This window comes from Pseudomonas sp. PGPPP4 (assembly GCF_002256045.1).
Lineage (GTDB): Bacteria > Pseudomonadota > Gammaproteobacteria > Pseudomonadales > Pseudomonadaceae > Chryseomonas > Chryseomonas oryzihabitans.
Map to the genome: position 1 here is coordinate 88,286 of NZ_NKID01000011.1, position 12,497 is coordinate 100,782.

Genomic DNA, 12,497 nt, shown 5'->3' on the forward strand with positions numbered 1-12,497 from the left:
CGGAGAGGGGGTGGTATTGTGATGGCGGCAGGGTTTGGCGTTAGCCGAGATCATCGATACGTGGAAAACGCTGCGCGGTTTTCCACCCTACCCATCCGCCGTAGGTTGGCGAGAGCGAACTCCCGTAGGGCGGACAACCGCGCAGCCTTGTCCACGCGCAGGGCACCAAAACCGCCGTTGGAGTGCAGGCCTGCCGCTGTGGCCACCCTCACCCCAGCCCTTTCCCCGGGGGAGAGGGGGCGGTATCGGAGTTAGCGGTTGGATCATCGATACGTGGAAAACGCTGCGCGGTTTTCCACCCTACCCATCCACCGTAGGTTGGCGAGAGCAAGCTCCCGTAGGGTGGACAACGGCGCAGCCTTGTCCACGCGGCAGGCACCGCTAGCGCTTCGGGCTCAACGGGCTGTCGTCCAAATCCTCGCGCTCTTCGGTGGTGGTGGTATTGGCCGAATCCGGCACGTCGCCGTATTCGTCGTAGTCGTGGGGGGTCTGCTTATCATCCGCGGGTTCGGGATTCATGGGGTACTCCGCTCGTAGAGGCACCCTTGGTGGAGTCCGCCGGCCCCGGCGGCGTTCCCCCTAGACCAGCGCCACCAGACGTTCGGCCACCCGGTCGAAGGGTTCGATGCTGCGCTGGGCGCGGCACAGCGGGATCACCCCCTGCACCGCCGCCACCAGCAGCGTCGCCAATCCCGCCGCCGCCTTTTCCGCATGGCCATGCTCGACCAGCGCCACCTGCAGCCGAGCCTCCCAGCGGCGATAGATGCCCGCCGCCGCGTCCAGCTCGCGCTGGGCGATCTCGTCCACCGGTTCTTCCACCGCCACCGCCATCACCGGGCAGCCGACGCGAAAGTCCGAGTCCAGCAGGATGTCGCGCCAGAGCCGCAGAAAGCCCTGGATGCCCGCCAGCGCCCCGGCCTGCAGCTGGCGCTCCAGATCGCGACTGACCTGGGCGCCGGCCAGCTCCACCGCCTCCACCACCAGCTGATGCTTGCCACCGGGGAAGTGATGATAGGTGGACCCCAGCGGCGCCTCGGCGCGCTTGATGGTCTCGCGGATACTGGTGGCATTGAGGCCGTGCTGCGCCAGCATGGCCGAAGCCGCCACCACCACCCGTTCCCGCACCGTCGACTGCTCGGTCATCCATTCTCCTTGCTATGACAGTCGTCATAATCTACCGTCCAGGCATTATAACAACTGTCATAGGGACCAACCCATGCCCAGCGACGCCCTCGTCGAGGACCTGATCACCGCGGACGGTTATCGCCTCAGCACCAGTCGCTATCCCGCCCAGGCACCGTTGCAAGGAAGGCTGATCGTCGCCGGCGCCACCGCCGTACCCCAGGGCTTCTATCGACGTTTCGCCCAGCACGCCGCGGCCCGCGGTTTCGAGACCCTGACCTTCGATTACCGTGGCATCGGCCGTTCGGCGCCGGCCTCGCTCAAGGGCTTTCGCATGGACCTGCTGGACTGGGCGCGCCAGGACCTCGCCGCCGCGGTGGACAGCATGGCCCAAGGCGACGTCCCCCTCTACCTGGTCGGCCACTCCTATGGCGGCCACGCCTTCGGTCTCTTGCCCAACCACGCCAAGGTGGCCGGCTTCTATGTCTTCGGCACCAGCGCCGGCTGGTACGGATACATGCCGCCGCTGGAAAGACTCAAGGTGCTGACCATGTGGAAACTGGTCCTGCCGGTGCTGACCTGGTGGAAAGGCTACTGCCCCTGGAGCGCCCTGGGCCTGGGCGAAGACCTGCCGCGCGACGTCTATCGCCAGTGGCGCCACTGGTGCAGCTATCCCCACTACTTCTTCGACAATCCGGCCATGCGGGGCATCGAAGCCGGCTACGCCGCGGTGCGCACCCCCATCGTCGCGGTCAACGCCCTGGACGATCTCTGGGCCACGCCGCAATCGCGCGATGCCTTCATGCAGGCCTATCGCAACGTCGACCTCCAGCGCGAAGACCTCGACCCCCGCCAGCACGGCGGCGCCATCGGCCACATGGGTTACTTCCGCGCCAGCGCCCAGCCGCTGTGGGACCGCGCCCTGGACTGGTTCGCCGCCCTCCCCCGGGTGTCCACGCCGAACTAGGTTGCAAACCGGCCGCCGACACGGCGCGCCTGTCGCTTTTCCAAAAGCTCCCCGTCGTTTCGGGACAGCCCCCCAACCGCCCCAGGTCCCATTGTGGCGGCACAAATAACAAGGAGAAACACCCGTGCTGATCGGCGTCCCTATGGAATCCGGTGCGGGGGAAACGCGCGTGGCCGCGACCCCCGAGACCCTCAAGAAACTGATCGGCCAGGGCCACCAGGTAGTGGTGCAACAAGGCGCTGGTGACGGCGCCAGCCTGCCCGACGCGGCCTATGCCGCCGTGGGTGCCCAGCTGGGCGACGCCGCGGCGGCCCTGGGCGCCGACCTGGTGCTCAAGGTGGCGGCGCCCTCGCCCGGCGAGCTGGCGTTGATGAAACCTGGCGCGGTGCTCATCGGCATGCTCAATCCCTTCGCCCAGGAGACCCTGGAGCAGCTCAATGCCCGGGGCCTCACCGCCTTCGCCCTAGAGGCGGCGCCGCGCACCTCCCGCGCCCAGAGCCTGGACGTGCTCTCCTCCCAGGCCAACATCGCCGGCTACAAGGCCGTGATGCTGGCGGCCGAGCACTATCCGCGCTTCATGCCCATGCTGATGACCGCCGCAGGCACGGTAAAGGCCGCGCGAGTGCTGATCCTCGGCGCCGGGGTGGCCGGGCTGCAGGCCATCGCCACCGCCAAGCGCCTCGGCGCGGTGATCGAAGCCTCGGACGTGCGTCCGGCGGTGAAGGAGCAGATCGAATCCCTCGGTGCCAAGTTCGTCGACGTGCCCTTCGAGACCGAGGAAGAGCGCCAGTGCGCCGAAGGCGTCGGCGGCTACGCGCGGCCCATGCCGGCTTCCTGGATGGAGCGCCAGGCCCGGGCGGTGCACGAACGCGCGAGGCAGGCCGACATCGTCATCACCACCGCGCTGATCCCCGGCCGCCGCGCCCCCACCCTGCTGCACGCGGCCACCGTGGCCGAGATGAAGCCGGGCTCGGTGGTCATCGACCTGGCCGCGAGCCAGGGCGGGAACTGCCCGCTCACCGAACTGGACCGGGTGGTGGTCAAGCACGGCGTCACCCTGGTGGGCTACGGCAACCTGGCCGCCCGCGTCCCGGCGGACGCCTCGGCGCTCTATGCCCGCAACCTGCTGGACTTTCTCAAGCTGGTGCTCAAGGACGGGGCCTTCCACCTCGCCCTGGACGACGACATCGTCGCCGCCTGCCTGATGTGCCACGGCGGCGAATTGCGCCGCAAGAACGCCTGACGCCTGCCCGGCCCTCTATCTAAAGGACTGCCCCCATGGATCTGATTTCCGACGGCATCTACAACCTGATCATCTTCGTGCTGGCCATCTATGTCGGCTACCACGTGGTCTGGAACGTCACCCCCGCGCTGCACACCCCGCTGATGGCGGTGACCAACGCCATCTCCGCCATCGTCATCGTCGGCGCCATGCTCGCCGCCGCCCTCACCGTCACGCCGCTGGGCAAGCTCATGGGCACCCTGGCCGTGGCCCTGGCGGCGGTCAACGTCTTCGGCGGCTTCCTGGTCACCCGCCGCATGCTGGAGATGTTCAAGAAGAAGGCCCCCAAGGCCCCGGCGGAGAAGTCCTGACATGAGCATGAACCTCATCACCCTGCTCTACCTGGTCGCCTCGGTGTGCTTCATCCAGGCGCTCAAGGGCCTCTCCCACCCCACCACCTCGCGCCGCGGCAACGCCTTCGGCATGGCCGGCATGACCCTGGCCGTGCTCACCACCCTGGCGCTGATCCACCAGCTCGGCAGCGACCTGGCGGTGCAGGGTATCGGCTACGTCATCGTCGGCCTGCTGGTGGGCGGTAGCGCCGGCGCCTACATGGCCAAGCGCGTGGAAATGACCAAGATGCCCGAGCTGGTGGCCTTCATGCATAGCATGATCGGCCTGGCCGCGGTGTTCATCGCCATCGCCGCGGTGGTCGAGCCGCAGTCGCTGGGCATCGTCGCCACCTTTGGCCAGCCGATCCCCAGCGGTAACCGCCTGGAGCTGTTCCTCGGCGCGGCCATTGGCGCCATCACCTTCTCCGGTTCGGTGATCGCCTTCGGCAAGCTCTCCGGCACATACAAATTCCGCCTGTTCCAGGGCGCGCCGGTGCGCTTCGCCGGCCAGCATCCGCTCAACCTGGTGATCGGCCTGGCCATCCTCGCCCTGGGCCTGGTCTTCACCTTCAGCGGCAACCTTGGCGCCTTCGCCGTGCTGGTGGCCCTGGCCTTCGCTATCGGCGTGCTGATCATCATCCCCATCGGCGGCGCCGACATGCCGGTGGTGGTCTCCATGCTCAACAGCTACTCCGGCTGGGCCGCCGCCGGCATCGGTTTCTCGCTGAACAACTCCATGCTGATCATCGCCGGCTCGCTGGTGGGTTCGAGCGGCGCCATCCTCTCCTACATCATGTGCAAGGCGATGAACCGCTCCTTCTTCAACGTCATCCTCGGCGGCTTTGGCGGGGCGACGGAGGCCGCTGCCAGCGCTGGCAGCGGCGAGCAGCGCCCGGTCAAATCCGGCTCGGCGGACGACGCTGCCTTCCTGCTGGGCAACGCCGACAGCGTCATCATCGTCCCCGGCTATGGCCTGGCGGTGGCCCGCGCCCAGCACGCCCTCAAGGAGCTGACCGAAAAACTGGTGCACAACGGCGTGACGGTGAAATACGCCATCCACCCGGTGGCCGGCCGTATGCCCGGCCATATGAACGTGCTGCTGGCCGAAGCCGAGGTGCCTTACGACCAGGTGTTCGAGATGGACGACATCAACTCCGAATTTGGCCAGGCCGACGTGGTGCTGGTGCTCGGCGCCAACGACGTGGTCAACCCGGCGGCCAAAAACGACCCCAAATCGCCCATCGCCGGCATGCCCATCCTCGAAGCCTTCAAGGCCAAGACGATCATCGTCAACAAGAGATCCATGGCCAGCGGCTACGCGGGTCTCGATAACGAACTCTTCTATCTGGACAAGACCCTGATGGTCTTTGGCGACGCCAAGAAGGTCATCGAGGAGATGGTCAAAGCGGTGGATTAAGTCGTAGCTCCTCGCGACCGCTTAAGTGGTCGCGAGGGATTTTCCTTGGCGCTCCATAAGACATACGTTTCTCTCTCGAAGCCTCCAGGCTTACGCACTCAACGCAAGGTTGTTCACGCAGGGATCAGCATCGCTCCTTCGACCGATTGCGCCTTCAGCCTTATCAGTCAGATTATTCCTCAGCACCTCACCTATCCCCTACCTCCCATCGAACGCTCACGATCCGGGCTCTCCCACCCCTCACAAGGACCGTCCCCATGCAAACCTCCCGCTCCCTCATGGTCGCGTTGCTGCTGGCCAACACCGGTGCCGCCTGGGCCGAATCCAATACGGCCAACGTCCAGCAGAACGGCGGCTTCAATGTGGTGAACCTGAACCAGGGCAGCGAGCTGTCAGCGCGCAACCAGGCGGATATCCAGCAGAGCGGCAGTTTTCTCAATGCCCAGGTCACCCAGCAGAACGATGCCGATGACCGCGTGCGGGTGGTGCAGACCAATGCCAGGAGCGCGGTCGAGGTCAATCAGGTCTGGGGGTCGCAGCGCCTGGTGGATATCGAGCAGCGCGATGGCGGCTATGACCGAGTACAGGTCGATCAGGGACCGGGCAGCGGCAACGAGACGGTGGTGCGCCAGAGCGGCCTGCGGCAGGACACCTCTGTCCACCAGGATGGCGGCTATCATCGGATCGACATCGAGCAGGACAGCTATGCTGCGGGTCAGAACACCCTGACGGTCCGCCAGGATGGACTCAACGGCAAGCTGGACCTGGCTCAGCACGGTGACCGCCAGGACCTGCAGGTGACCAGCTTCGGCCTGCGCAACGAGGCCTGGGTGAGGCAGACCGGCGAGGACTCGACCACGATCGTCGAGCAGCGCGGCAACGACAACTACATCGGCCTCAAGCAAGGCGGCGAGCGGCTGGATTCCAAGGTGGTGCAGGAGGGCAACGGCAACGATACCCGGGTCCGGCACTCCAGCAGCTATTCGCGGCCCAGCACCGTCGACATCGCGCAGCGCGGCGATCTGAACCGCGCCGACGTGAATGTCTATGGCGTGGGCAGCAGGCTGACCCTGGCGCAGACCGGTGACGGCAATGGCGCCGCCGCCATCGTCTCGGGCGAAGGTAATCAGCTGGATCTGGCGTCCAATGGCGACGCCAACGGCATCAATGCCTATTACCTGGGCAACGATGGCCAGCTGAAGGTCGATCAGCAGGGCGACAACCTCGGGGTGACGACCTACGTGACCGGTAATGCCTCCACCATCAGCGTCGCCCAGAGCGGCAGCCAGCACACCGCCGACCTTACCCAGAACACCGCAGGCAATACCATCAACCTGACCCAGAGCGGCTTCTCCAACCACGCCGTCATCAGCCAGTAGGCCTAATTCTTCACGCAAAATAGGATGAAGTTTAAAAGGGCTTATCTTCCCAATGCCTCGCTATACGTTGGCGTATACGCTGCCAAGTAAGCCAGAGAAACAGTATTGATACCGGCTTTGGAATTACGGCTTATGCTCCATTAATTCGCAGGGCCGACCCAGCATCCCGCACGTAAATTTCAATCCAAAGGCTGACTTGTACCTACCCTGGAAGGCAGGTACTGTCGCTGTACCCAAAAAGCCTGAGGCTATAGCGCACCATGAAAGACTTCGATGCCGGCTCTTTCTCCGACGTTGCCAATACTCCACTGGCCAGTGCGCTGTGGCAGTTCTTGCACCGAGACACCTCTATCGCCTGCCTGGAAACCACCACCTATTTGAAGCGGCCCGCGATCGAAGGCCTCCAACCTCACCTACTGGCCGAATTCGGTGATGAAATCAAAGCCGACAGGGTGAAACAGATGACCGGGCGCATGGTTAAGCAGGTAATGGAGAGCCTGGGCTATCGCCTGGAGCAAATCGACGTCAGCATCCGCAGAAAGGATCTCTACAAAACTGCTGCACGCTATGCCAAGCCCGAGGAACAACAATGAGCAGGTTCATTTGGACCAAGGAAAATCTGCCACAGCTTGGACTTATCTTTCTGAGAACGGTTTTGGACAATATGCGTGAAGAAGGCGCGACTGTCAGACTTGGCAATACCGGACAAGGTATAAAGCCCAATTATCAGATCCGCTTTCCCAACACAGTATCCATATCTTTTAGTGGGCTTAGCCACGAGAGATTCAACGGCCCCGCTACCTTTGAAGAAAAGAATCTGTCAGAGCCGTTTTCCTACAGCACTATTCGTACGGCCTACACAGGCACCAAAACCCGTTAATAGCCCGAAGAGAGCTAGCGAGATGACCGAGCCGATCGGGCAGAACCTCCCTGCGATTTCCGGTCGGCCAGTCAGCTCCAATCAGTTTATTTGTTACCGCTAACCACCGGGCGTGATGCTGGCCCCCTGACCCGACCGCCTGGACTACCCTCGGATGCTAGTCACGATCTGGAGGGCGTATTCCCATGGCAGCCAAACTCAAGGGCAAGACTGCCCTGGTCACGGGCGCGGCCCAGGGCATAGGCGCTGCCATCGCCCGGGCCTTCGGTGCGGAGGGCGCCTTCGTCTATGTCACCGACCTCAACGCCGAGCTAGGCCACGCCGTCGCCGCCGAACTGGGCGACCGTGCCTGCTTTCTGCCCCTGGATGTGCGCCTGGAAGCCGACTGGCAGCGGGTGACCGGGCAGATCCTCACCGAGCGCGGTCGGCTCGACGTGCTGGTGAACAATGCCGGAATCACCGGCTTCGAGCAGGGCGTGGTGGCCCACGATCCGGAACACGCCCGGCTCGAAGACTGGCACGCAGTACATCGCACCAATCTCGATGGCGTCTTTCTCGGCTGCAAGCATGGCATCCGCGCCATGCGTCCGGCGGGGGCTGGCTCCATCATCAATGTTTCGTCGCGTTCCGGGCTGGTGGGTATTCCCGGCGCGGCCGCCTATGCCTCGTCCAAGGCAGCGGTGCGCAATCACAGCAAGACGGTGGCGCTCTATTGCGCGGAACAGGGCCTCGCCATCCGCTGCAATTCGATCCACCCCGCCGCCATCCTCACGCCGATGTGGGAGCCCATGCTGGGTGACGGCCCGGATCGCGCGGCGCGCATGGCGGCGCTGGTGCAGGACACGCCATTGCGGCGCTTTGGCCGCCCCGAGGAGGTGGCGGCCGTGGCGCTGCTGCTGGCGTCCGACGAGGCCGCCTACATGACCGGCAGCGAGCTGAATCTGGATGGCGGCCTGCTGGCCGGCTCGGCGGTGAGGCCCGCGGTGGTCGAGTCGCCCTAGCCCTTCACCCTGAAGCTCAGCTGCAACTCGGTGCCGCGCTCGCCGGCGCGGGACCATTGGGCGTGGGCGCCGATCTGGCCGGCGAGGCCCTCGATCAGCTTCATGCCGGTGCCCGAGCCGGGCTTGCGGGCGGAGGTCTGCAACGGCAGGCCCTTGCCGTCGTCCTGGATGCGCACGCGCCAGGTATCGTCCTCGGCGATGTCGATGTCCACCGCCAGCAGGCCGCCCTCGCCGTCGAAGGCGTACTTGAGGCTGTTGGAGGCGAATTCGGTGAGGATCATGCCCAGGGGCACGGCGGTGTCCGGGTCCAGGTCGACGTCGGCGATGCCGATCTGCAGGCGCACCTGGCCGGAGTGCTCCTGGTGCAGGTGGCAGAGATTCTCCAGCAGCTGCATGACGAAGGGCCGCAGCCGCAATTGCTGGGCGGTGTTGGCCGCATAGAGTTGCTCGTGGACCAGGCGCAGGGCGTCGATGCGCGCGCCGATGCCCTGCAGCTCCTGGCGGGCCTCGTCGGACTGGGCCGCGCGGGATCTCAGCCAGACCAGTCCGGCGATGATGGCGATGTGGTTCTTGATGCGGTGCTGCATCTCCTGCATCAACCGGGTATTGGCCTGCAGGGCGTCGTTGAGGTCGCTGCTCTTGAGCAGGCGGTCGATGACCGGGCCGAGGATGGTGGCGTAGGTGCGCAGGAATTCCACGTCTTCCTCGCCGAAGTCCCGCGGCTCGTGGGCATCGACCTGCAGCAGGCCATAGGGCCGGCCGCCGGGCAGAAAGATCGGCACGTTCACCAGCGCCTGGACGCCGTGCTCGCGCAGGAAGTCGGGCAGGTCGAAGCGCTCTTCCTGGTGGATGTTCGGGGTGATGACCGGGCGGCTGACCTTGATCGAATAGGCTTCGGAGGAGCGCTCGCCGAGGGAGATCCGCGCCTGGCCGACGACCCCCGGTTTCCAGCCGACCCCGGCGCGGACCAGCGCCTGGTGCTCGCCGCGCTCGATCTCCAGCACCTTGGACAGCTCGGTACCGAGGGCATCGCCCACCAGGTGGCAGGCGCGCATGAGGATCTCGTCCAGATCCTCGCAGCGCAGCGCGAAGTCGCCAAAGTCCGCCAGCAGCTTTTGCCGCTGGGTCAGGGCCTGGACCCGCTGTTCATCGTTCATCGAAGGCTTTCCTTCTGGCATGGGCAAGGCACCGGGACAACGGCGTCAGCGAGCGCTGACCCGGGCCGCCCGCCGTCGCTAATCGTCCGGATGGATCTCGTCCGCCGTGATGGCCGGCAGGCTGCCGATGGCGCGCAATTCATTGATGGCGTCGCGAATCACCTCGTACAGCAGTGCGGTGTTGCGCACCAGGGTCTGATTGAGCACGCGCGACACCCGCGCCGGCCGGGCGGGATCTATGAGGGTGATCAGCAGGTTGTCACCCTGGGACTGGATCTCGTGCTTGATAGGCGGGTCCAGCGCCGCCAACTGGCTTTTGAGGGCTTGCATGAGGCCAGGCATTCTCCAAGTGCTGTTGCTCCTTCCGACTCGATCGCAGGCGCCGGCGTTCCAGCGCTTCGCTTGCCAGGCCATACGGCGTCCGGCCTGACGATAGGTGTGGAGCGTCTTTGCCGGCTGAGCCGAAGCCGCCGAGGTGAGTTGTCAGCTGCGCCGTTCGGCCTTATAAAAATCATCTTTTTCGGTGAAGGAACGGCGTCCATGGATAGAGTCCTCAAGGCGTGCAAGGCCGTTGGCGCCCTTTGCTCCGCCCTGACCCTGCTATTGCTGCTGACCGCCCCGAGGGTCCAGGGCGCCGACTCGCCCACGCCGGTCGCAGACGACTTCGTGGTGCCGCGCTTCACCTTCCACACCGGCCAGACGCTCGACAACTTCCGCCTGCATTACCTGACGCTGGGAAAACGCGGCAACCCGGCAGTTCTGGTGCTGCACGGCACCGGGCAGCAGGCGGCGGCGATGCTGAGCACGGATGTCGGTGGCCAGTTGTTCGGGCCCGGGCAGCCACTGGATGCGAGCAAGTACTTCATCGTGATTCCGGATGCCATCGGCACCGGCAACTCGACCAAGCCGTCGGATGGCCTGCGCGCCGCCTTTCCCCACTACAACTACGCCGACATGGTGCAGGCGCAATACCTGCTGCTCACCCAAGGACTGGGGATCAAACACCTGCGGCTGATCATCGGCAATTCGATGGGAGGCATGCAGACCTGGCTGTGGGGCGGTCTGCACCCCGGCTTCGCCGATGGCCTGGTGCCCATGGCGGCGCAGCCGACGGAGATGGCTGGCCGCAACTGGATCATGAGGCGCATGCTGGTGGAGTCCATCCGGCAGGACCCGGCCTGGAACCAGGGCAATTACCAGACCCAGCCGCCGTCCCTGCGGCTGGCCAAGACGATGTTCGAATTCGCCACCAGCGGCGGCACCCTGAACTACCAGGAGATCGCCGGCACCCATGCCCAGGCCGATGCGCTGGTCGACAAGCGCCTGGCGGCCTCGGTGGCCGTCGATGCCAATGACTTCATCTACCAGTGGGAGTCCTCGGCCGACTACAACGCCGAGCCGGGACTAGGCAAGATCAAGGTGCCGGTGCTGGCCATCAACGCGGCGGACGACGAGCGCAATCCGCCCGAGACCGGCCTCATGCAGGCGGCGCTCAAGCAGGTGCCGAGTGCCCGCTATCTGCTGATTCCGGGCAGCGCCGACACGCGCGGGCACGGTACCACCGGGCTCGCCAGGCTCTATGCGGCGGAGCTGGCGAAATTCGTCGACCAGCTGCCCAACGTCACTCAAGGCCGCTAGGGCCCCGACCTAGAGCGGGGTCGTTTCTTCCTGGTAGATGCGCAGCCCGCGCGCCTGGTAGTTGGCCAGGGCCGCCGGGTGATCCAGGGTGCAGGTGTGCACCCAGACGCGCTCGGTGCCCGTCCACTCCCAGGCGGAACGGAGGGCGTGACTGAGCAGCGGACCGCCGAAGCCGAGGCCCATGAAGGCGCCGACCAGGCCGAAGTAGCGGATCTCGACGTTGCGGCCATCCGGGCGGTACAGCTCGTAGTAACCGGCGATGGCGCCGCGGTGATAGGCGACCCAGGTGCGGTGCCCCTCCTGCTCCACCAGCGCGCGCCACTGGGCGTCGCTCCAGCCGCTGAGATCGCTCCAGTCCCAGGCCTGGCCGACCAGGGCATAGAGAAAACGGTTGAGTTCGGGTTGCGGCACCTCGCACTCGACGATCTGCAGATCGGGCCGTGGCGGCTTCTCGCGCAACTCGGTCGAGGCCGTCATTTCGAGGTAGAAGGTGGTGCAGGTCCGGTCCATCGCCAAGACTCCCTGGAAAAGGTCAGCGCCGATTGTGACCAGACCCAGGGGTGCGCTGCCAGTCTGATTGCGACCCTTGGCAAGGCTGCTCGCGTGCAGCACCGCGAATTTGCCGTGGGGGCTCGAGGTGGTATTGGATGAGCCAACCGAGCTGTCCGCTACCTTCTGAGGATCACCACCATGCCCATCTCGTCGCGGCTGACGCCCCTGTCCGAGCAGAACACCACGCCCGAGCAGCAGCGGGTGCTGGACGCCATCCTCAGCGGCCCGCGGGGCAATCTCGACGGCCCCTTCCTGGCCTGGGTGCACAGCCCGGCGCTGGCCGATCACGCCCAGCGGCTGGGCGCCTTCTGCCGCTATGGCACCCGGCTGGAATTGCGCCTCACCGAGCTGGCGATCCTCACCACCGCGGCCTGGTGGCGCTCTCAGGCGGAGTGGCAGATCCATGAGCCCATCGCCCGCCAGGCGGGGTTGCCGGATCAGCTGATCGAGGCGCTGCGGCAGGGCACCGCGCCGGTCTTCGATACCGCCGAGGAGGCCTGTGTGCATGCCATCGGCGTGGCGCTCTACGACACCCGGCGGATCCCCGCAGACCTCTATCGCCAGGGGGTGGCGCTGTTCGGTGAAGCTGGGATGGTCGAACTGGTGGGCGTCTATGGCTACTACAGCCTGGTCGCCATGACCCTCAATGCCTTCGCGGTGGATAGGGGCGGCGAGGCGCCGCTTCCCTTCGCCGAATGAGGCAGGCCGCGGACCAATACCCTTCAGTCAAAGTCCACACTGCGCTTCCAGCTCCCTGCTGACACGAAAAA

The 12,497-nt window shown here is 65.4% G+C and carries 15 protein-coding genes; 10 read left to right on the forward strand and 5 right to left on the reverse strand.

Annotation, left to right across the window (positions count from 1 at the left end; all coding sequences use genetic code 11):
* Positions 1-381: 381 nt before the first annotated feature.
* Together CFE50_RS18715 and CFE50_RS18720 are read right to left on the reverse strand one after the other, a co-directional pair.
* Positions 382-519 (reverse strand): hypothetical protein, encoded by a 138-nt coding sequence (locus tag CFE50_RS18715; protein ID WP_169742428.1) that lies wholly within the window; start codon positions 517-519, stop codon positions 382-384.
* A gap of 60 nt (positions 520-579) precedes the next feature.
* Positions 580-1,143 (reverse strand): TetR/AcrR family transcriptional regulator, encoded by a 564-nt coding sequence (locus CFE50_RS18720; RefSeq protein ID WP_286736683.1) that lies wholly within the window; start codon positions 1,141-1,143, stop codon positions 580-582.
* 73 nt (positions 1,144-1,216) lie between these two features.
* Between CFE50_RS18720 and CFE50_RS18725 the strand changes: the two genes are divergently transcribed.
* The 8 genes from CFE50_RS18725 to CFE50_RS18760 all read left to right on the forward strand — a co-directional run bounded on the left by CFE50_RS18725 (position 1,217) and on the right by CFE50_RS18760 (position 8,380).
* Positions 1,217-2,089: an alpha/beta hydrolase family protein gene (locus tag CFE50_RS18725; RefSeq protein ID WP_286736685.1), complete on the forward strand. Its 873-nt coding sequence runs from the start codon at positions 1,217-1,219 to the stop codon at positions 2,087-2,089.
* A 124-nt stretch (positions 2,090-2,213) separates the two neighbouring features.
* Positions 2,214-3,332 (forward strand): Re/Si-specific NAD(P)(+) transhydrogenase subunit alpha, encoded by a 1,119-nt coding sequence (locus tag CFE50_RS18730; RefSeq protein WP_286736686.1) that lies wholly within the window; start codon positions 2,214-2,216, stop codon positions 3,330-3,332.
* A gap of 35 nt (positions 3,333-3,367) precedes the next feature.
* Positions 3,368-3,682 (forward strand): NAD(P) transhydrogenase subunit alpha part 2, encoded by a 315-nt coding sequence (locus CFE50_RS18735; RefSeq protein ID WP_286736688.1) that lies wholly within the window; start codon positions 3,368-3,370, stop codon positions 3,680-3,682.
* A gap of 1 nt (position 3,683) precedes the next feature.
* Entirely contained in the window at positions 3,684-5,120 is a 1,437-nt protein-coding gene (locus CFE50_RS18740) for an NAD(P)(+) transhydrogenase (Re/Si-specific) subunit beta (RefSeq protein ID WP_286736690.1), read from the forward strand.
* 257 nt (positions 5,121-5,377) lie between these two features.
* Positions 5,378-6,499: a hypothetical protein gene (locus tag CFE50_RS18745; RefSeq protein WP_286736692.1), complete on the forward strand. Its 1,122-nt coding sequence runs from the start codon at positions 5,378-5,380 to the stop codon at positions 6,497-6,499.
* A 260-nt stretch (positions 6,500-6,759) separates the two neighbouring features.
* Positions 6,760-7,092, forward strand: a complete 333-nt coding sequence (locus CFE50_RS18750) for a hypothetical protein (protein ID WP_286736694.1) — start codon at positions 6,760-6,762, stop codon at positions 7,090-7,092.
* Positions 7,089-7,379, forward strand: a complete 291-nt coding sequence (locus CFE50_RS18755) for a hypothetical protein (RefSeq protein ID WP_286736696.1) — start codon at positions 7,089-7,091, stop codon at positions 7,377-7,379. Before CFE50_RS18750 ends, CFE50_RS18755 begins: the two co-directional genes overlap by 4 nt.
* A gap of 185 nt (positions 7,380-7,564) precedes the next feature.
* On the forward strand, positions 7,565-8,380 hold the full coding sequence (locus CFE50_RS18760) for a glucose 1-dehydrogenase (RefSeq protein WP_286736697.1): 816 nt from the start codon (positions 7,565-7,567) through the stop codon (positions 8,378-8,380).
* On the opposite strand, the gene CFE50_RS18765 is transcribed toward CFE50_RS18760, so the two are convergent.
* Together CFE50_RS18765 and CFE50_RS18770 are read right to left on the reverse strand one after the other, a co-directional pair.
* On the reverse strand, positions 8,377-9,537 hold the full coding sequence (locus CFE50_RS18765; protein ID WP_286736699.1) for a sensor histidine kinase: 1,161 nt from the start codon (positions 9,535-9,537) through the stop codon (positions 8,377-8,379). The two genes, CFE50_RS18760 and CFE50_RS18765, sit on opposite strands and share 4 nt — an antisense overlap.
* Positions 9,538-9,615: 78 nt before the next feature.
* The gene (locus tag CFE50_RS18770) at positions 9,616-9,867 is read right to left on the reverse strand and encodes a hypothetical protein (protein ID WP_286736701.1); all 252 of its coding nucleotides are present in this window, start codon (positions 9,865-9,867) and stop codon (positions 9,616-9,618) included.
* Between the two features lie 210 nt (positions 9,868-10,077).
* Here CFE50_RS18770 and CFE50_RS18775 point away from each other — a divergent pair, with 210 nt between their 5' ends.
* Positions 10,078-11,175 (forward strand): alpha/beta fold hydrolase, encoded by a 1,098-nt coding sequence (locus tag CFE50_RS18775; protein WP_286736703.1) that lies wholly within the window; start codon positions 10,078-10,080, stop codon positions 11,173-11,175.
* 9 nt (positions 11,176-11,184) lie between these two features.
* Here CFE50_RS18775 and CFE50_RS18780 read toward each other — a convergent pair whose 3' ends face one another.
* Positions 11,185-11,685, reverse strand: coding sequence for a GNAT family N-acetyltransferase (locus tag CFE50_RS18780; protein WP_241808000.1), 501 nt, complete (start codon positions 11,683-11,685; stop codon positions 11,185-11,187).
* A 180-nt stretch (positions 11,686-11,865) separates the two neighbouring features.
* On the opposite strand from CFE50_RS18780, the gene CFE50_RS18785 reads away from it, so the two are divergent.
* A complete protein-coding gene (locus CFE50_RS18785) occupies positions 11,866-12,426 on the forward strand; it encodes a carboxymuconolactone decarboxylase family protein (protein WP_286736706.1) in 561 nt (186 codons plus the stop codon).
* Positions 12,427-12,497: the final 71 nt, after the last annotated feature.

Bases quoted from the DNA above. Each gene is read 5' to 3' on its own strand.
- CFE50_RS18715 (WP_169742428.1), bottom strand. From the start codon at position 519: ATGAATCCCGAACCCGCGGATGATAAGCAGACCCCCCACGACTACGAC.
- CFE50_RS18720 (WP_286736683.1), bottom strand. From the start codon at position 1,143: ATGACCGAGCAGTCGACGGTGCGGGAACGGGTGGTGGTGGCGGCTTCG.
- CFE50_RS18725 (WP_286736685.1), top strand. From the start codon at position 1,217: ATGCCCAGCGACGCCCTCGTCGAGGACCTGATCACCGCGGACGGTTAT.
- CFE50_RS18735 (WP_286736688.1), top strand. From the start codon at position 3,368: ATGGATCTGATTTCCGACGGCATCTACAACCTGATCATCTTCGTGCTG.
- CFE50_RS18740 (WP_286736690.1), top strand. From the start codon at position 3,684: ATGAGCATGAACCTCATCACCCTGCTCTACCTGGTCGCCTCGGTGTGC.
- CFE50_RS18745 (WP_286736692.1), top strand. From the start codon at position 5,378: ATGCAAACCTCCCGCTCCCTCATGGTCGCGTTGCTGCTGGCCAACACC.
- CFE50_RS18750 (WP_286736694.1), top strand. From the start codon at position 6,760: ATGAAAGACTTCGATGCCGGCTCTTTCTCCGACGTTGCCAATACTCCA.
- CFE50_RS18755 (WP_286736696.1), top strand. From the start codon at position 7,089: ATGAGCAGGTTCATTTGGACCAAGGAAAATCTGCCACAGCTTGGACTT.
- CFE50_RS18760 (WP_286736697.1), top strand. From the start codon at position 7,565: ATGGCAGCCAAACTCAAGGGCAAGACTGCCCTGGTCACGGGCGCGGCC.
- CFE50_RS18765 (WP_286736699.1), bottom strand. From the start codon at position 9,537: ATGAACGATGAACAGCGGGTCCAGGCCCTGACCCAGCGGCAAAAGCTG.
- CFE50_RS18770 (WP_286736701.1), bottom strand. From the start codon at position 9,867: ATGCAAGCCCTCAAAAGCCAGTTGGCGGCGCTGGACCCGCCTATCAAG.
- CFE50_RS18775 (WP_286736703.1), top strand. From the start codon at position 10,078: ATGGATAGAGTCCTCAAGGCGTGCAAGGCCGTTGGCGCCCTTTGCTCC.
- CFE50_RS18780 (WP_241808000.1), bottom strand. From the start codon at position 11,685: ATGGACCGGACCTGCACCACCTTCTACCTCGAAATGACGGCCTCGACC.
- CFE50_RS18785 (WP_286736706.1), top strand. From the start codon at position 11,866: ATGCCCATCTCGTCGCGGCTGACGCCCCTGTCCGAGCAGAACACCACG.